The organism is Pseudonocardia ailaonensis (assembly GCF_039531635.1).
Classification (GTDB): domain Bacteria; phylum Actinomycetota; class Actinomycetes; order Mycobacteriales; family Pseudonocardiaceae; genus Pseudonocardia; species Pseudonocardia ailaonensis.
In genome coordinates this window covers 324,158-341,802 of the sequence record NZ_BAAAQK010000018.1, presented here as the reverse complement: position 1 = coordinate 341,802, position 17,645 = coordinate 324,158, and the positions used below count along the sequence as shown (strand labels likewise).

The 17,645-nt window shown below is 73.8% G+C and carries 18 protein-coding genes; 11 read left to right on the top strand and 7 right to left on the bottom strand.

Annotation, left to right across the window (positions count from 1 at the left end; all coding sequences use genetic code 11):
* Positions 1 to 2 precede the first annotated feature (2 nt).
* From ABD324_RS23875 to ABD324_RS23860, 4 genes are all read left to right on the top strand, one after another.
* Complete coding sequence (locus ABD324_RS23875; protein ID WP_344421840.1) at positions 3 to 1,400, top strand: FAD-binding oxidoreductase; 1,398 nt, start codon at positions 3 to 5, stop codon at positions 1,398 to 1,400.
* Complete coding sequence (locus tag ABD324_RS23870) at positions 1,401 to 2,813, top strand: AMP-binding protein (RefSeq protein WP_344421175.1); 1,413 nt, start codon at positions 1,401 to 1,403, stop codon at positions 2,811 to 2,813.
* 37 nt (positions 2,814 to 2,850) lie between these two features.
* Positions 2,851 to 4,281, top strand: coding sequence for a CYTH and CHAD domain-containing protein (locus ABD324_RS23865; protein WP_344421172.1), 1,431 nt, complete (start codon positions 2,851 to 2,853; stop codon positions 4,279 to 4,281).
* A 76-nt stretch (positions 4,282 to 4,357) separates the two neighbouring features.
* Positions 4,358 to 5,359 carry a PHP domain-containing protein gene (locus tag ABD324_RS23860; protein WP_344421170.1) on the top strand — a complete coding sequence of 334 codons (1,002 nt, stop codon included), beginning with the start codon at positions 4,358 to 4,360 and terminating at the stop codon, positions 5,357 to 5,359.
* Positions 5,360 to 5,461: 102 nt separating this feature from the next.
* On the opposite strand, the gene ABD324_RS23855 is transcribed toward ABD324_RS23860, so the two are convergent.
* Positions 5,462 to 6,007 carry a DUF1707 SHOCT-like domain-containing protein gene (locus tag ABD324_RS23855; protein ID WP_344421167.1) on the bottom strand — a complete coding sequence of 182 codons (546 nt, stop codon included), beginning with the start codon at positions 6,005 to 6,007 and terminating at the stop codon, positions 5,462 to 5,464.
* A 126-nt stretch (positions 6,008 to 6,133) separates the two neighbouring features.
* Complete coding sequence (locus ABD324_RS23850) at positions 6,134 to 6,535, bottom strand: cupin domain-containing protein (RefSeq protein WP_344421164.1); 402 nt, start codon at positions 6,533 to 6,535, stop codon at positions 6,134 to 6,136.
* 199 nt (positions 6,536 to 6,734) lie between these two features.
* On the opposite strand from ABD324_RS23850, the gene ABD324_RS23845 reads away from it, so the two are divergent.
* Entirely contained in the window at positions 6,735 to 7,949 is a 1,215-nt protein-coding gene (locus ABD324_RS23845; protein WP_344421161.1) for a glycoside hydrolase family 16 protein, read from the top strand.
* Between the two features lie 148 nt (positions 7,950 to 8,097).
* Here the strand turns inward: ABD324_RS23845 and ABD324_RS23840 are convergent, their stop codons facing one another.
* Both ABD324_RS23840 and ABD324_RS23835 read right to left on the bottom strand, forming a co-directional pair.
* Positions 8,098 to 9,066, bottom strand: coding sequence for a carbohydrate kinase family protein (locus ABD324_RS23840; protein ID WP_344421158.1), 969 nt, complete (start codon positions 9,064 to 9,066; stop codon positions 8,098 to 8,100).
* Positions 9,059 to 9,502 (bottom strand): SRPBCC family protein, encoded by a 444-nt coding sequence (locus ABD324_RS23835; RefSeq protein ID WP_344421155.1) that lies wholly within the window; start codon positions 9,500 to 9,502, stop codon positions 9,059 to 9,061. The genes ABD324_RS23840 and ABD324_RS23835 overlap by 8 nt, the downstream gene beginning before the upstream one ends.
* A 59-nt stretch (positions 9,503 to 9,561) precedes the next feature.
* On the opposite strand from ABD324_RS23835, the gene ABD324_RS23830 reads away from it, so the two are divergent.
* From ABD324_RS23830 to ABD324_RS23820, 3 genes are all read left to right on the top strand, one after another.
* Complete coding sequence (locus ABD324_RS23830; protein WP_344421152.1) at positions 9,562 to 10,539, top strand: CobW family GTP-binding protein; 978 nt, start codon at positions 9,562 to 9,564, stop codon at positions 10,537 to 10,539.
* A 26-nt stretch (positions 10,540 to 10,565) separates the two neighbouring features.
* Positions 10,566 to 11,708 carry an alpha/beta hydrolase gene (locus tag ABD324_RS23825; RefSeq protein WP_344421149.1) on the top strand — a complete coding sequence of 381 codons (1,143 nt, stop codon included), beginning with the start codon at positions 10,566 to 10,568 and terminating at the stop codon, positions 11,706 to 11,708.
* Positions 11,709 to 11,795: 87 nt separating this feature from the next.
* On the top strand, positions 11,796 to 12,221 hold the full coding sequence (locus ABD324_RS23820) for a DoxX family protein (RefSeq protein WP_344421146.1): 426 nt from the start codon (positions 11,796 to 11,798) through the stop codon (positions 12,219 to 12,221).
* A 45-nt stretch (positions 12,222 to 12,266) separates the two neighbouring features.
* Here ABD324_RS23820 and ABD324_RS23815 read toward each other — a convergent pair whose 3' ends face one another.
* Both ABD324_RS23815 and ABD324_RS23810 read right to left on the bottom strand, forming a co-directional pair.
* Positions 12,267 to 12,671, bottom strand: coding sequence for a PASTA domain-containing protein (locus tag ABD324_RS23815; protein ID WP_344421144.1), 405 nt, complete (start codon positions 12,669 to 12,671; stop codon positions 12,267 to 12,269).
* Between the two features lie 29 nt (positions 12,672 to 12,700).
* Entirely contained in the window at positions 12,701 to 13,111 is a 411-nt protein-coding gene (locus ABD324_RS23810) for a DUF3052 domain-containing protein (protein ID WP_344421141.1), read from the bottom strand.
* Between the two features lie 92 nt (positions 13,112 to 13,203).
* On the opposite strand from ABD324_RS23810, the gene ABD324_RS23805 reads away from it, so the two are divergent.
* Both ABD324_RS23805 and ABD324_RS23800 read left to right on the top strand, forming a co-directional pair.
* Positions 13,204 to 14,076: a DMT family transporter gene (locus ABD324_RS23805; RefSeq protein WP_344421138.1), complete on the top strand. Its 873-nt coding sequence runs from the start codon at positions 13,204 to 13,206 to the stop codon at positions 14,074 to 14,076.
* A gap of 76 nt (positions 14,077 to 14,152) precedes the next feature.
* Positions 14,153 to 15,286, top strand: coding sequence for a serine hydrolase domain-containing protein (locus tag ABD324_RS23800; protein WP_344421135.1), 1,134 nt, complete (start codon positions 14,153 to 14,155; stop codon positions 15,284 to 15,286).
* Here ABD324_RS23800 and ABD324_RS23795 read toward each other — a convergent pair.
* Positions 15,249 to 15,878, bottom strand: coding sequence for an acyl-CoA-like ligand-binding transcription factor (locus ABD324_RS23795; RefSeq protein WP_344421132.1), 630 nt, complete (start codon positions 15,876 to 15,878; stop codon positions 15,249 to 15,251). The two genes, ABD324_RS23800 and ABD324_RS23795, sit on opposite strands and share 38 nt — an antisense overlap.
* Positions 15,879 to 15,949: 71 nt before the next feature.
* Between ABD324_RS23795 and groL the strand changes: the two genes are divergently transcribed.
* Positions 15,950 to 17,554, top strand: coding sequence for a chaperonin GroEL (gene groL / locus ABD324_RS23790; RefSeq protein ID WP_344421130.1), 1,605 nt, complete (start codon positions 15,950 to 15,952; stop codon positions 17,552 to 17,554).
* Positions 17,555 to 17,645 lie beyond the last annotated feature (91 nt).

Genomic DNA, 17,645 nt, shown 5'->3' with positions numbered 1-17,645 from the left:
GCATGGCGGAGCCGGACGACGCGGGGCGGGCGCTCCTGGCGGAGCTGGCGGCGGCGCTCCCGGCGGACCGGGTGCTGACCGACGCCGACACCGCCCGTCCCTACTTCCACGACGAGGCGGAGTGGGCCGAGCACGGATCGCCGCTCGCCGTCGTCCGGCCGCGGTCGACCGCCGAGGTCGCGGCGGTGGTGCGAGCCTCGGCCCGGCACCGGGTCCCGGTGGTGCCGCGCGGGGCGGGGACGGGGCTCTCCGGTGGCGCGAACGCCGTCGACGGTGGGATCGTGCTGTCGCTGGAGCGCATGCGCGAGATCCTGGAGATCGACGGCGGGGAGCGGCTCGCCGTCGTCCAGCCCGGGGTGGTGAACGACGACCTGCGCGCGGCGGCCGCCGCGCAGGACCTCTGGTACCCGCCGGACCCGGCGAGCGCGCCGTGGTCGACGATCGGCGGCAACGTCGCGACCAACGCCGGCGGCCTGTGCTGCGTGAAGTACGGCGTGACCAAGGACTACGTGCTCGCGCTGGAGATCGTGACGGCGGCGGGGGAGATCGTCCGGGTCGGACGGCGGACCGCCAAGGGGGTCACCGGGTACGACCTGGCGGCGCTGATGGTCGGCTCCGAGGGCACCCTGGCCGTGATCACGGAGATCACCGTGCGGCTGCGGCCCCTGCGCACGACCCCGCCGCGCACCGTCGTCGGCTTCTTCGACACGCTCACGGACTGCGGGGCCGCGGTCGCCGCCGTGACGGCCGCCGGCCTGCAGCCGTCGATCTTCGAGCTGGTGGACCACCACTGCCTGCACGCGGTGAACGAGTGGCGCAACGCCGGGCTGCCCGAGGACGCGGCCGCGTTGCTGCTGGCCCAGACGGACCTGCCCGAGCCCGCCGCGGAGATCGAGGCGCGGGGGATCCTCGCCGCCTTCGAGGCCCACGGCGCCAGGGACACCCTGATGTCCACCGATCCCGTCGAGGCGGACGCGCTGTTCGACGCCCGCCGGCTCGCCTACCCGGCCTTCGAGCAGCGCGGCGACGCCCTGCTCACCGAGGACGTGTGCGTGCCGCGCACCAGGGTCGCCGAGATGCTCGGCCGGATCCAGGAGATCGCGGCGCGCCGCGACACCCTCGTCGCCAACGTCGCGCACGTCGGCGACGGCAACCTGCACCCGTTGATCATGGTGCCGCAGGGCGACGACGCCGCCCGCGAGCGCGCGCAACGGGCCTTCGACGACATCGTCGACGCCGCCATCGAGCTGGGCGGCACCGTGACCGGCGAGCACGGCGTGGGGCTGCTCAAGCGCGCGGGCATGCGCCGCGAGCTCGATCCCGGATCGCTGGCGCTGCAGAAGGCGATCAAGTCCGCACTCGACCCCGACGACATCCTCAACCCCGGCAAGGTGCTCTGAATGCTGCTGCCCGCCCTCCACTCGCCGACCGACGCCCCCGCGCTGGAGTTCCCCGACGGTGCGGTGACCTATCGCGAGCTCGCCGCCCTGGCGGCGGACCTGGGCGCACGGATCGCCGGGCGCACCCGGGTGGCGGTGTGGGCGCAGCCGACGCTCGCCGCCGCCACCGGGATCGTCGCCGGGCTGATGGCGGGGGTGCCGGTCGTGCCGGTGAACCCGAAGGCGGGTTCCAAGGAGCTGGCGCACATCGTCGCCAACTCGGGCCCGGAGGTGGTGCTCGCGGCACCGGGGACCGACCTGCCGGCGGAGATCGGCGGGCTGCCGCGTCTCGACGTCGATGTCACGGATCGTCCTGTGCCGCAAGGATTTCCGGCCGAGCCGGACGACGCGGCGCCGGCCCTGGTCGTCTACACCTCGGGGACGACCGGGCCGCCCAAGGGCGCGGTGCTCTCGCGCGGTGCGCTGGCCGCGGACCTCGACGCGCTCGCGGACGCGTGGGCGTGGACGGGCGCGGACCGGCTCACGCACGCGCTGCCGATCTTCCACGTGCATGGTCTGGTGCTGGGCACGATCGGCCCGCTGCGCCGCGGCGGCTCGCTGCTGCACCTCGGCGGGATCGACGGCGCACGGCTGGCCGCGGCGGTCACCGGCGGCGCGACCATGGTCTTCGGGGTGCCGACGCACTACCACCGCCTGGCCGCGGACTTCGAGGCCGACGCCGAGGCGGGCCGCGCCGTCGGGCAGGCCCGGCTCCTGATCTCCGGCTCGGCCGCGCTCACCGCCGTCGACCATGCGCGCATCGAGAAGACGACCGGGCTCGCCGTCCGCGAGCGCTACGGGCTCACCGAGACCCTCATCCTCACCGCCGCGCGGGCGGACGAGGAACCCGAGGTGGGGACGGTCGGGCGGCCGCTTGCGAACACCGAGGTCCGGCTCGTCCCGGTGCCCGACGGGGACGGGCTCGGCTCCGTCGAGGTCCGCGGGCCGCAGCTGTTCTCCGGCTACCTCGACCTGCCCGAGGCCACGGCCGCCGCGGCGACGGCGGACGGCTGGTTCCGCACCGGCGACATCGGCCGCTGGACGGAGTCCGGGCTGCTCGCGCTGGTCGGCCGGCAGGCCACGGACCTCATCAAGTCCGGCGGCTACAAGATCGGCGCCGGCGAGATCGAGAACGCCCTGCTGGAGCACGCCGCGGTGGCCGAGGTCGCGGTGATCGGGGCGCCGGACGAGGACCTCGGTGAGCGGATCGTCGCCTTCGTGGTCGCCGCGGGGGAGGCGCCGGAGCCGAAGGAGCTGATCGACCACGTGGCGGCGCTGCTGTCCCCGCACAAGCGCCCGCGCGAGGTCCGGTTCGTGGAGTCGTTGCCGCGCAACGCGATGGGCAAGGTGCAGAAGAAGCTCCTGTCACCCTGATGGTTGACGGCACGCCGGTGCGGGCACCCCACCCCCTATGTCTGCCCCCACTCACACCTCTGTCCGCGAGAACACCGAGACCTACCGGGCACCCGCCGAGGCGGGGGCGCCCCGCCTGACCGGGATCCGGGGAGCCACGACCGTCGAGGACGCCGCGCCGCGGGTCGTCGAGCTCGAGCGGTACGACACCGCCGACCTGCGGCTCGCCACCTCCGGGATCGTGCTCGCGATCCACCGCACGGACGAGCGGGCGGTCTGGCGCCTCGACCTGCCCGACGCCGTCGACGGCGAGCGGCTCGAGCGGCCTGCTCCCGGGGTGGACCCGGACCTGCCCGCCGAGCTGCTCGACGTCGTCCACGGCGTGCTGCGCGGAGCCCCGGTGGGGCCCGTGGGCCGGATCCGCCGGGTCCGCCACGAGCAGGTACTGCGCGACGGCCGCCGACGCGAGACGGCGACGCTGACCCGCGACGAGGTCCAGCTCGCCACCTTCGGGGCCGCGGCCCGCCTGGAGAACTGGACCGAGACGGCCGTCCGGCTCACGCTCGTGGCCCCCGCCGGCCTCGGCGGCGCCCTGGCGGACGCGCTCGGCGAGACCGGCGCGACGCCCACCGGCGGCGACGCCGAGGCGGAGCTCGACCGGCTCCTTCGGGAGGCCGCCGCGCCGCGCCCGGAGCGCGCGACGCTGAGGAGGAAGCACCCGGGCGGTCCGGTGCTGGCCTACGTGGCCCGCCACGTCGACGTCCTCGCCGCCGAGGACATCCGGGCCCGCCGCGACGAGTACGACGCGGTGCACCAGCTGCGCGTGTCGGCCCGCCGGATCCGCAGTGCCCTGCAGGCCTACCGCCCGATCCTCGACCCGGTCCGGACCGGCGGGCTGGTCGCGGAGCTGCGCTGGCTCGGCCAGGTGCTCGCCCCCTCCCGCGACCTGGAGGTGCTGGAGGAGCGGATCGGCCGCGAGATCGCCGGGCTGCCCCCGGAGCTGGTGCTCGGGCCCGTCCGGGCGCAGGTCACGCGGCACTTCGCCCGCTCGCGGGCCGAGGCGCGGGCCGCGATGCTGGAGGCCCTCGACGGGGCACGGTACGCGGCGCTGCGCGGCGCGCTGGAGCGGTTCCTGCAGGACCCGCCGGTCGCGAACCCCCGTGCGCGCGGCGGGCTCGCTGCCCTGGAGCGGAAGGCGCGCCGGCGTTTCGACCGGCGGCTGCGGGCCGCGCGATCGGGCGAGGGGATCCACGACGCCCGCAAGGCGGCCAAGCGGCTGCGCTACGCGCTCGAGGTGACGGGCGGAAAGACTGGCCGGCTCAAGAGGGTGCAGAAGCAGCTCGGCGCCCACCAGGACGCCGTCGTCGCGCTCGGGGCGCTGCGGGACCTCGGCGCCCGGGCCCACGCGGAGGGTGAGAACGGCTTCACCTTCGGCCTCCTGCACGGCCGGATCTCCGCCGAGGCGGCCCGGATCTCCGCCGCACTCTGACCCCGCCGTGAGCGGCACTCGTGAGTGCTGATGGTCGCTATGACGACTATCGCCACTCACGGGGCAGGATGGGGGCGTGGACGTCAGAGACCCGGTGGCCGATCTGCGACGGATCGCGTTCCTGCTGGAACGCGCCCATGAGTCGACCTACCGGGTCCGGGCCTTCCGCACCGCCGCGGCCGCGCTGCGTGCGGAGGTGGGGCGCGGGAAGGACCTCGCCACGCTCGACCTGAAGAAGGTCAAGGGCGTCGGTGAGGTCACCGCGCGCTGCGTCGAGGAGTCCCTGGCCGGGGAGGTGCCCGTCTACCTGCGGCGGCTCGAGGCGACCGAGGGCGTCGAGATCGGGCAGGAGGCGGCGGACCTGCGGGCCGCGCTGCGCGGCGACTGCCACAGCCACACGGACCAGTCCGACGGCGGTTCCCCGCTCTGGGAGATGGTCGAGACCGCCATCACCCTCGGCCACGAGTACCTGGTGATCACGGACCACTCGCCGCGCCTGACCGTCGCCAACGGGTTGTCACCGGAACGGCTGCGGGCGCAGCTGGAGCAGATCGCGTCGTTGAACGAGGGGCTCACGGGCTTCCGGGTACTCACGGGCATCGAGGTGGACATCCTCGACGACGGCGCGCTGGACCAGGACGAGGAGCTGCTCTCGCAGCTCGACGTCGTGGTGGCGAGCGTGCACTCCAAGCTGCGGATGCCGCACGCCGAGATGACCGAGCGGATGCTGACGGCGATCGCGAACCCCCACGTCGACGTCCTCGGCCACTGCACGGGCCGGATGGTCACGGGCAAGCGGTCGCGCCCGGAGTCGGAGTTCGACGCGAAGGCGGTGTTCGCCGCCTGCGCCGAGTACGGCACCGCGGTGGAGATCAACTCGCGGCCGGAGCGGCTGGACCCGCCGAAACGCCTGCTCCGCCTGGCGGTGGAGGCGGGCTGCGAGTTCACGATCGACACGGACGCCCACGCCCCGGGCCAGCTGGACTGGCTAGACAACGGCTGCACGAGAGCCGCCCTGTGCGGCGTCCCCGCGGACCGCGTCCGCAACACCCGCGCGGCCGAGTCCCTCCTCACCTGACCCGGCGTTATGGAGCCACAACTGTCGTTCCGGGCCTCGAAAACGACAGTTGTGGCTCCATAACGCGGCGGGGGGACAGCGCCGGGGGGACAGCGCGGCGGGTCAGGCGCTTCGGACCGACACGTCGCCGATCAGGGACCAGACGCGGACCCGGACCAGGGGGGTGCCGGGGACCCGGGGGACCGGCGCGAGGTCGAGCTTGCGGTCGCCGAGCAGGGTGAAGCCGCCGGTCTCGACCTCCACGCCGTCCGGCACGGTGACCGTGACGTCGCCGATCACCGTCCAGGTGTCGATCACCACCGGCTCGTCGCCCTGCTCGACGACGGCCGTGCGCAGGTCCAGGTCGACGTCGCCGATGAGCAGGACCGCCGTGGTGCGGCGGCGGAGGGTCCAGCGGCCCCGGCGCGTGACGTCGCCGATCACGCCGATGAGCGTGGAGCGGCCCGGCTGCGTGCCGCCCACGACCGGGACGGGCAGGTCGGAGAGGGTGCGCTCGATCTCGGCGCCCGATCCCGCGGCCCAGACGGTGCCGGCCCGGTCGGTGAACTCGTCGAGGGTCAGGCGGCCCTCGCCCACGGCGCGTTCCAGCTGCTGCTGGGCGGCGCGGCGGCGGTCGTCGAGGTCCTCGGGTACGGGGTCGACGGTCATGGGCTCGACCGTAGTGGCCCGAGGAAAGCGGCAAAAGGGACGTCGGTGATCGACCTCTGTGTCCGAACGCCGCCGGGAACGGCGGCTGGGCGGACACAGAGGTCGATCACGACGGGCGCGCTCGGCTCAGGCGAGCTCGAAATCGGCGAAGTCGAAGCCGGGGGAGACCACGCAGGAGACCAGGGCGGGTTCGGGACCCAGGAGGGTTGCGGCCTGCCAGTGGTGCGCGGGGACCTCGATCTGGGGGAGCTCCGGGCCGAGGAACCGTTCCAGGGGGCCGGCGGGGGCGGGGCCCGTCCCGCCGGTGCGGAGCGCGACCGGGGAGCCGGAGTGCCACAGCCACAGCTCCGCCGAGCGAACCCGGTGCCATCGTGACTCCGCGTCGAGCAGGTACAGGATCGCCGTCGCGGTCGGTCGCGGTCCGTGGTCGGTCTCGACCGTGACTGGGGAGGTCCAGGTGCGCCGGTACCAGCCGCCCTCGGGGTGGGGAGCCAGGTCGTGGGCGGTGGCGAGCGCGGGTCGGGACACGGGCCCAGTCTCCCGGCCGGCACGGTGGCTGTCACGTCTCGTAGTCGGAAAGTGGTCACGAGCCGTGACGGCGTGACCCGTCTCCGTCAGGTTCCGGCACGTTCGGGGGCCACTCGTTGGGGTGGCAGCGCTCGCATTGCTCACGATCTGCGGTGAAATGAGCGCAGTCCTGAGGCTGATGTGACGAGAGGTGCGAACGATGCGAAAGACCGTTCTGTCGCGAACGCTGGCCGTCGCGGTGAGCGGCTGCGCGCTCGTCGCGCTCACCGCCACCCCCGCCTTCGCGGCCACCGGGAGCGCCCCCGGCACCCAGACCGCCCCGGTGCAGGCAGGTGCGGGTCAGCCGGCCCGGGCCGGCGCGGCGCAGGCCGGTGGAGGTCAGGCCGTGGCCGGGAAAGCCGTTGCGGGACAGACGGAGTCGCACTGCGACACCACCGCGGGCGACTCGCTGAAATGGGGCCCGCCGACCCGTGAGTCCGACTTCGACGGCACCACCCTCCCGCCCGACTGGCACGCCTACGGTCCCGAACCGGGACACATGGAGGACGGCACCCGCTCGCCCGACGCGGTCACGGTCGAGGACGGGGCGGTCACGATCTCGGGCGACGAGGAGGGCAACACCGGCGCGATCAGCTGGCACCCCGGCCAGAAGTACGGCCGCTGGGAGGGCTGCGTGAAGGCCGATCCCGGCGCGGGCGGCTACAACGCGCTCTTCCTGCTCTGGCCGGTCAAGGAGGACTGGCCGGTCGGCGGCGAGGTCGACTGGATGGAGATCATGTCCGACGACCGGCAGGAGACCAGCTTCTTCCTGCACTACGGCGCGAACAACGACCAGGAGTACGGCTCGGTGAAGCAGGACTCCACCGAGTGGACCGCCTACGCGCTGGAGTGGACGCCGGAGAAGATCACCGGGTTCGTCAACGGCAAGGAGTGGTTCTCCTCCACCGACACCAGCCACTTCCCGCCCGGCGCGATGAACATGACCATGCAGCTCGACTACTTCCGACCCGCGGGCGGTCCCACGGCGATGCACATGGACTGGGCCAAGCAGTGGGCGCTGCCGGAGAGCGAGCCCGCGCAGCTGTCCCTCGGCCCGGGCGAGCCGGCGACCGGCCAGTCGCAGCTCCACCCGGACCGCGCGCCGCGACCGCTGGACCAGATCCAGGACCCGGCCCCGACTCCGGCCACGGCCACTGACCCGGTGGCGCCCGCCGACCCGACCGCGCCTGCCGCCGACCCGGCGGCACCCGCGACGGGGAGCGACCAGGGTGCGACGGCCGGCTCCGACCCGGCGCCGGACCCCGCGGTCACCCCGCCGACCGGCTCGGTCCCGGCCACGGGCCCGTCCGCGTCCACCCCGTCCGCGTCCACTCCTGCCGCGTCCGGCGCGGGGACGGCGGGCAGCACGACCTGAGTCCCCACGGACTCGTGGGCAGCGGGGCGTTAAGGAACTGGGGCCGTCCCGCTGCCCGCGGCCTCGTGGACGGCGGCGATGACTGGGGAGCCCTCGTCGCCGTCCACGGGAGGAGCCGTCCGCGGGAGGAGCCGTCCACGGGAGGCGTTCAGCCGAGCAGGTCCCGCAGGTCCGCGGCGGTGGGCGGTTGCGCCCCCCGCCGCGAGCACGTGATCGCCGAGGCGGTCACGGCCTCCTCGAGCACCTCGTCGAGCACGAGGGCCTCGATGTCCCGCAACGCCTTCCGGCTGGCCGCGCCGAGCAGGCCGCGCGAGTGCAGACCGGCGAGGAGCGCGGCGGAGAAGCTGTCCCCGGCGCCGACGGTGTCGATCACCTCGACCGCGCGCCCCGGCTGGCTGGTCCGCAACCCGGCGCCCGTGGCGGCGATGACGCCCTCGGCGCCGAGGGTGATCGCGACCAGCGCGGGCCCGCGGGACGACCAGTCGTCGAGCACCTCGCCGGGTTCCCGGTCCGGCAGCAGCCAGCGCAGGTCCTCGTCCCCGACCTTGACGACGTCCGCGACCTCGAGCATCTCGTACACGCCGCGCAGTACGTCGGCCGCGGAGCCCATCAGGCGCGGCCGGCAGTTCGGGTCGTAGCTCACCGTCGCGCTGCCGGTGGCCGACCGCAGCAGACCCCGCAGCGCGGCCGCCCCGGGCTCCTGGGTGAGCGCCAGCGATCCCGAGTGGACGGCGACGACCGGGCCGTCCAGCGCCCCGGCCAGCTCGGCCGCCGTCCACTGCCAGTCCGCGGTGCCGTCGATCCGGAAGTCGTAGTCCGCCACCCCCGCCGCGTCGACCTCGACCAGGGCGAGCGACGACTGCTCGGTCGCCTCGACCACGTGGGTCAGGTCGACGCCGTTGTCCGCGAGGTGGGCGCGCAGCCGGCGGCCGAGGAGGTCCGTGCCCAGCCGCGCGAGCATCCGCGCGGGAACGCCGAGCCGGGCCAGCCCGACGGCGACGTTGGCGGGGCTGCCCCCGGGCGCGAACTCGAAGTAGCCCTCGGCGGGTGCGGGGACGACGTCGACCAGTGCCTCGCCGGCGACGGCGATCACCCCGTCACCCACGGACTCAGCCACGGACCACGCTCTCCAGCTTGTCGAGCACGCCGCTGTGGATCCGGGCCAGCCCCTTCGGCGCGAAGGTGCGCTCGAAGAAACCCCCGATGCCGCCCGCGCCGTTCCATGTGGTGGTGATCGAGACGGTGCTGGCGCCCTCGCCGGCCGGGGTGACCCGCCACGTCGTCACCATGGAGGAGTTCTCGTCGGACTCGACGACGGTGTCCGGGGTCGGCTGGGTGATGTCGGCCTTCACGTGCCGGGTGCGCTTCGAGGTCGCGGCGAGCTTCCACGTGGCCGAGGTGCCCTCGCCCTGCCCCCCGGAGAGCACGGCGTAGTCGCTGTACTGCTCGGTGAGGATCCTGGGACGGGTCTGCGCGTAGTCGGCGACGGCCCCGAGGACCTTGTCGACGGGTGCGGGGACGATACGTTCGGCGGTCGCGGTCACCTGTGCCATGCCCCCATCCTGCCGCAGCGGTCCCGCCTGGTAGTTCTAAGGCGGTGCGGAGGATCCCGGTGGTCGTCGTCGCCGGGTTCCTCGGCTCCGGCAAGACGACGCTGCTCAACCATCTCCTCGGCAACTCCCTCGACGCCCGGATCGGCGTGGTGGTCAACGACTTCGGCGCCGTCGGGATCGACGCGATGCTGGTCGGTGGCGCGGACGCGATGGTGTCGCTCGGCAACGGCTGCCTCTGCTGCGCGGTCGGCGAGGAGGGCGTCGCGCCGCTGCTGGAGCGGCTGTCGCGGCGCCGCGACGAGCTCGACGTCATCGTCATCGAGGCCAGCGGGATCGCCGAGCCGGGCACGCTCGTCCAGCTCGTGCTCGAGGCCGCGAACCCGCACCTGGTGTTCGGCGGGCTGATCGAGGTCATCGACGCCGCCGAGTACGAGGCCACCTCGCGCCGGCACCCGCAGCTGGAGAAGCACGTGGGTCTCGCCGACCTGCTCGTGCTGAACAAGGTGGACCGGGTCGACCCGGGCAAGGTCTGGCGGGTGCGGCGGCTGCTGCGGGAGGCCAACGCGACGGCGCCGATCGTGCCGGCCACCCACGGGGACGTCGATCCGCGGCTGCTCTTCGACATCGAGGTCGTTCCGGGGCGGCAGCTGATGTTGGGCGAGCGAACCGACCACGCGGACCATCTGCACGCCGCCTACGACAGCGTGTCCTTCACCTCCGACGAGCCGATGGACCCCCAGCGGCTGCGCGACCTGCTCGACGGGCGCCCGGCGGGGGTCTACCGGGTCAAGGGGATCGTCGCGTTCGGGGTGCCCGGGCATCGCGAGCGGTACGTGCTGCACACGGTGGGCCGGTACGTCCGGTTCCGGAAGACGCGCTGGCCGGCTGGGGAGCCGCGGCGCACGAGCCTGGTGCTGATCGGTTCCGGGATCGACGCGGCGGGGCTGGGGAAGGAGCTCGCGGCCTGCGTCGCGGACGGGGAGTCGCGCACCGATCCGGACGCCATGCTCCCGGTGTTGCGCTACACATTCTCGTGAAAGCTACTCGGGCGTAACCTGGGGGAGTGATCGCGCGCTCCCTGCGGGTCCGGCTCCTCCGGCTCGCGCTCCGGGCTCTCTTCGGCCTCCCGAGGCCGGTCAAACGCCTGCTCGCGGGGCGCGCGGTGCGCCTCGACGGGCAGCTGCTCGATCTGGACCTCCAGCTGCTGAACCGGGCCGGCGAGCTCCTCTCCCGGGCCGCGCCCGTCGGCCAGGCCGCGCTCGACGAGCAGCGCCGGCAGGCGGACGTCGCCGCCGAGCTGGTGGCCGAGGGCCTGTTCGACGACGTCGTGGTCCGCGACCTGACCGTGCCCGGCGCGGACGGGGCGATCCCCGCCCGGCTGTACGTCCCGCCGGGCCTGGACGGGCCGTCCGGCCTGCTCGTCTACTTCCACGGCGGCGGGTTCGTGCTCGGCAGCATCGCCTCGGCCGACCCGCTGTGCCGGCTGCTCGCCGCGCAGGCGGGCGTGCGGGTGCTCTCGGTGGAGTACCGGCTCGCCCCCGAACACCCCTACCCTGCCGCGCTCGACGACGCCATCGCCGCCTACCGCTACGCCCGCGCGCACGCCGAGGGCCTCGGCGCCGATCCGGGCCTGGTCGCGGTCGGCGGGGACAGCGCGGGGGCCAATCTCGCCCTCGTCGTGGCGCACGAGGCCACCGAGCAGCCGCCGGCCTTCGTCGTGGCCCTCTACCCGGCCACGGACGCCGAGCGCCGCGGGGGATCGCGCGTCACGTTCGGCACCGGGTTCGGGATCACCGCGGAGTACCTGCTCGAGCTGGAGTCGATGTACCTGCCCGAGGGCGTGCCCACGGACGACGCCCGCGGCGCCATCCTGCGTGCCGAGGACCTCTCCGCCATGCCGCCCGTCTACCTGGCCACCGCCGGCTTCGACCCGCTGCGGGACGAGGGCGAGGAGCTGGCCGAGCGTTTGCGCGAGTGCGGGGTGCCGGTCGTCGCCCGCCGGTTCGCGGGGCTGATCCACGGCTACGCCACCTTCACGGCGATCAGCCGCGCCGCGCACGACGCCACGTTCGACGCCGCCAGCGCCCTGCGGGCGGGGCTCGCGCTCGTCGGGTCCCGGCGGGCCCGGCCGGCGCCGGCACCCTCGCCCGGACGCGCCTCGGCTCGCTCGCGGATCCCCCGGCGGTCCGAGCCCTACGCCGTCTGACCTGCGATTCTCCCGCCGCCCGATGACTTCCGGGCTCCCGCCCGGTCCACCTTCCCGAGACGATGTTCCGCCCACGGGGAGGCAGACATGACCGCACTGGACATCCGTACCGATACCACCGCCACCGCTCGTCGAGCCGCACCGGACGTGGTGCTGCTGGCGTTCCGCGTCGTCGTCGGGTTCCTGTACCTGCTGCACGCCGTCATGGGCTTCGGTGCCTTCGGCGGGGTCGACGGCCACGGTGCCGGGCTCCCGGTGGGGTCCGCGTACTGGTGGGTGAGCGTGCTCCAGGTGGCCGGCGCGGTGCTCGTCGCGGTGGGCCTCTGCACCCGGATCGCCGGCTTCCTGCTCTCCGGCCTGATGGCGGGCGCCTACTTCCTGATGCACGCCCCGGCGGGCTGGAACCCGCTGCTCAACCTGGGCGAGCCCGCCGCCCTCTACAGCTGGATCTTCCTGCTGCTCTGCGCCTTCGGCGGGGGCCGCTACAGCCTCGACACCCTCCGCCGCCGCTGACCCCACCCCGTGAGGGCGGATAGTCGCCGGAGCGACTATCCGCACTCACGACGTTCGGCAGGTCTCGTCGAGCTGGACCGCGCCGAAGTCGATCGACGTCCCCGTCGTGATCGTCCGGCCGGCGGGCACGTTCTGGTCGCACACCTTCCAGTTCCGGTCGAGGACCTGGTGGCGGCCGCGGCCGGTGGCGTCGTGGGAGTGCGTGAGGGAGATGGCGAAGCCGGTCAGGTGCTGGATCGCGTTCTGCGCGTCCTGGAGGTTCGACCCGACCAGGTTCGGCATCGTCCAGCTGGTCGCTCCCGCGGCCGCGGAGGGCTTGGTGGCGGTCGTCACGGGCGGGGTGGCCACCGCCGTCGTCGACGTGGTGGCCGGGGAGGCGGTGCCGCCGCAGCCGGCGAGCAGGAGGACCGTGAGCAGGGCGAAACCGACTCCGGCGACAGGACGCGTCATACGGACCCAACGCCCCGACGGCACCCCGGTCACGCCTTCCGTGTGGCCGCAACCACTCGGAGCTCTTTGCGCCACACGAGTTTCAGGCCGGACCAGTCCTGGTCGAGCGCAGCGACCTTGACGTCGACCAGGCCCACCGGCAGGGCGTGTTCCCGGATCCCGTTCTCGTCCAGGTCGCTGATGTGGCCGCCGGCCTTGCGGGGCCAGGCGATCCAGAGGGCGCGATCGGGGAAGACCGCGGCGGCGAGGTCGTCGAGGACCCCGGCGAGGGCCGCGCGGTCCGGGCAGAAGGCGACCACCACCCCGGCGTCCGTGGCCTCGGCCGGCTCGGCCTCCGGTGGCAGGTCCGGGATCTCCCAGCCGGAGGGAGCGCCGATGAGCGCGAAGCCCGCCCGGATGCCGAGCTTCTTCGCCAGGGGAGTGCCGGAGTAGCCGGTCATGGAACAGGACATTAGGCCCGGGATCATCGCTTTTGGCGAAGTGGGAGGGGCGCGGCCGTGGAACACCCCCTCCGTCGGGCTAGCGTGGTCCTGTGATCCCGGCCGCCATCTGTCTCGCCCTCGCGTCGGCGTTGTTCTACGCGATCTCGGCGGTGCTGCAGGAGCGGGAGGCGTCGAAGCAGGAGGACGCGGGCGGGCTCGCGCTCCTGGGTCGGCTCGCCCGGCGCCGGGGCTGGTGGGCCGCGGTGCTCGCCACCCTCGTCGGGGCGTCGCTGCACCTGTGCGCGCTGGCCGCGGGGCCGCTCGTCGTCGTCCAGCCGCTGGGGGTGTCCTGCCTCGCGATCGCGCTGGTGATCGGCTCCCGGGTGCACCGGACGCCCGTCGGCCGGCGGTCCTGGATCGGGGCGGCGTGCGTGGTCCTCGGCCTGCCCGCCGTGCTGGCGGCCGTGCCGCACCACGCGGGCGGCCCACTCCACCCGACCGAGGACGCGCTGGGGTTCGTCCCCGTCACCGCGATCGTCGCCGGGCTGGTCGTGCTGGCCACGCTCGCCGCGGTGATCCTCGGCCGCAGCCGGCCGCGCGCCGAGGTCATCTGCTACGCCCTCGGCGCGGCGATGTGCTTCGGCGTCGCCTCGACCACGGCCAAGACTCTCTTCCTCGGACACTTCGGGCCGATCCGGCTCGGCGTGATGATCGTCGCCGCGCTGCTCGGCACGCTGCTGGCCCAGCACGCCTACCGCGACGGCGGCCTCGGTGCCCCCCTCGCGGTGCTCACCCTGATGGACCCGGTCACGGCCGGGGCGATGGGCGTCCTCGTCCTCGGCGAGCCGTTCGGTGCCACCCCGCTCGCACTCGTGTTCGGGGTCGTCGGGGCGCTGGTCACGGCCACCGGGGTGGTGCTGCTCTCCGTGCGCAAGCATCCCGGTCCGGTTCGTCCGGAACCGGTTCTCGCCGGAACGGGGTAACGGCGGCGTCCCCGCGGCCGAGTCGGTGGTCGTCGGAGTTGATCGGCGGAGCTGTTCGCTGGGGGCCCTTGTGCGTGTGAAGCTCGTCCTGTCCGCGCTGGTCGCCGTGGGCGCGGTGCTCCTCGGCACCGCCCCGGCCTCCGCCACCTCCCTGCAGCGGCCCGCACCGGGCACGATGGATCCGGCGCTGCGCAGCCGGATCGACGCCCTCGCGAAGGCCGCCATCGGCAACGGCGTCACCGGCGTGATCGTCGGGATCAGCGACCCGGTCAACGGGAACCTGCTGGCGGGGTACGGCACGTCGGACCGCAAGGGCACCCCGATGACGCCCGACCTGCACTACCGCATCGCGAGCGTCACCAAGACGTTCACCGCGACCGCCGTCCTGCAGCTCGTGGACCGGCACCGGCTCTCCCTCGACGACCGGCTGTCGAGGTACGTCCGCGGCATCCCGAACGGCGACCGGATCACCGTCCGCGACCTGCTCGCCATGCGCAGCGGTCTCTACGACTACGCCGACGACCCGTCGATCTACGGCCCGTACCAGCAGGACCCGCTGCTGCCCGGCTACACGAACGACACCGCGCTGAAGGTCATCCGGGACCACGCGCCGCTCGCCGCGCCGGACACGGTCACGCATTACTCGAACACGAACTACCTGCTCCTGGGCCTGATCATGGAGAAGGTGACCGGTGAGCCCGCGCCGCGCACGATCGAGCGGCTCGCCCGCCGCAGCGGCCTGACCTCCACCAGCTTCCCGACCACGCCGGACATGCCGAAGCCCTACGTCCACGGCTACCTGCTGCCCACCGACCCGGGGCCGGACCGCGACGTCACCCGCTCGAACATGATCTACCCGTACACGGCCGGCGCGGTCGTCTCGACGGTGCCGGACATGCTGCGGTACGCGTCGCAGCTCGGCACCGGTGCGGGGCTGTCGCCCGCGACCTTCCGGGAGCGCCTGACCTGGGGCCCGCTGAACGACACCGGCGTCCGTTTCCAGTACGGCCTCGGGATCACGCAGCTCGGCGACTGGGTCGGCCACAACGGGTCGATCTTCGGCTACAGCGACGTCGTGACCTATCTGTCGTCGGCGAAGGCCTCCGTGGTCGTGATGGTCAACGCCGCGGACGGCGAGCAGGTCCCGGCGATGGAGCTCTGGGGCAAGATCGTCACGACGCTGTACCCGACGTCCCTGCCCACCTGGTGAGCGCCGGCTCCAGCGGGGCGAGCGCCTCGCGGAGCAGCTCCTCGAGCGGCCGGCCGGTGACCGCCACCAGGCCGCCGCCCCGCGGGGTGTGGTCGAGCCAGCGGGACACCGCGACCCGGCACGCGGCGGCGACCGCCGCCGCGAGCACCTCGGGCGCGATGTCGGCGGGGTCCGTGCCCGCCCGGTCGGCCAGCGCGGCGGTGAGCGGCTGGGCGAAACCCGCGACGGCGTCGAGGTACTCCGCCCGGATGGCGTCGCTACCGGCGAGCAGCGCGAGGACCCGCTGGTCCGGCTCGTGGTCGACGTACTGCGTGACCACCGCGGCGGTGACGGCCGCGGCGAGCTCCTCCCCGTCCGGCCGCCCGCGCAGGGCGGCCCCCACGCGCAGTGCCCGCTCGGCCGCGATCGCCGCCGCGACGGCCTGCTCGCGGCTGGCGAAGTAGTTGTTGTAGGTCCGCGGGGCCACCCCCGCCGAGTCCGCGATCTCCTCGACGCGCACGTTCGCCACCCCCTGGTCCAGCGCGAGCCGCAGTGCCGCCGCGCTCAGCGCCTCGCGCGTGGCCTGCTTCTTCTGTTCCCGTCGTCCGGTCATGGACCCGAGCCTACGAGAAAAGTGCGCGAACGCATAGATGCGTGCACGCAAGTTTGTGTACCGTGCGTCGCATGGCTAAGCAGATCGCATTCGACGAGGACGCCCGCCGCGGGCTCGAGCGCGGCATGAACACCCTGGCCGACGCCGTGAAGGTGACGCTCGGTCCGCGCGGGCGCAACGTCGTCCTGGAGAAGAAGTGGGGCGCGCCGACCATCACCAACGACGGTGTGTCGATCGCGAAGGAGATCGAGCTGTCCGATCCGTGGGAGCGGATCGGCGCCGAGCTGGTCAAGGAGGTCGCGAAGAAGACGGACGACGTGGCAGGCGACGGTACGACGACCGCAACGGTGCTGGCCCAGGCACTGGTCCGTGAGGGCCTTCGCAACGTGGCGGCGGGCGCGAACCCGCTCGCGCTCAAGCGCGGCATCGAGCAGGCCGTCGCCGCCGTGGCCGCCCGGCTGCTCGCCTCGGCCCGGGAGGTGGAGACCCGGGAGCAGATCGCGGCCACGGCGTCGATTTCCGCGGCGGACCCGCAGATCGGCGCGCTCATCGCCGAGGCGATGGACAAGGTCGGCAAGGAGGGCGTGATCACGGTCGAGGAGTCGCAGACCTTCGGCCTCGAGCTGGAGCACACCGAGGGCATGCGGTTCGACAAGGGGTACCTGGCGCCGCACTTCGTCACCGACACGCAGCGGATGGAGGTCGAGCTCGACGATCCGTACCTGCTGTTCGTCGCCGCGAAGATCTCCTCGGTCGCGGCGCTGGTCCCGGTGCTGGAGAAGGTGATGCAGACCGGCCGCCCGCTGGTGGTCGTCGCCGAGGACGTCGAAGGCGAGGCGCTCGCGACGCTGCTGGTCAACAAGCTGAAGGGGGTGTTCTCCTCGGTCGCGGTGAAGGCGCCGGGCTTCGGCGACCGGAGGGAGGCGATGCTCGCGGACATGGCCGTCCTCACCGGCGGCGAGGTGGTCTCGGAGAAGGTCGGGCTGACCGTCGAGGCCGCGGACCTGCCGCTGCTCGGGCGGGCGCGGAAGGTCGTCGTCACCAAGGACGAGTCGACGATCGTCGACGGGGCCGGATCGCCCGAGCAGATCGCCGGGCGCGTGGCGCAGATCCGGGCGGAGATCGAGCGGGCCGACTCCGACTACGATCGCGAGAAGCTGCAGGAACGGCTCGCCAAGCTGGCCGGCGGCGTCGCGGTGATCAAGGCGGGCGCGGCCACCGAGGTGGAGCTCAAGGAGCGCAAGCACCGGATCGAGGACGCCGTGCGCAACGCCAAGGCCGCCGTCGAGGAGGGAATCGTGGCCGGCGGCGGGGTGGCGCTGATCCAGGCCGCCGCCTCGCTCGACGACCTGGGGCTGACCGGGGACGAGGCCACCGGTGCCGCGCTCGTGCGGGTCGCGTGCGAGGCACCGCTCAAGCAGATCGCGGTCAACGCCGGGCTGGAGGGCGGGGTGGTCGCCGAGCGGGTGCGGGGGCTGCCCGCGGGCCATGGCCTCGACGCCGCGACCGGCACCTACGTCGACCTGGTGGACGCGGGCATCATCGACCCGGCCAAGGTCACCCGCTCCGCCCTGCAGAACGCCGCCTCGATCGCGGCGCTGTTCCTGACCACGGAGGCGGTGATCGCGGACGGCCCCGAGAAGGCCACCGCCGAACCGCCCGCCATGGACTTCTGACCCACCCGCGAGTCGGCACTTTCCGTAGGCCGAAACACACATCTGCGACGTGGTCCGGCCGGACCACGTCGCGTCGTGAACGTGTGTTTCA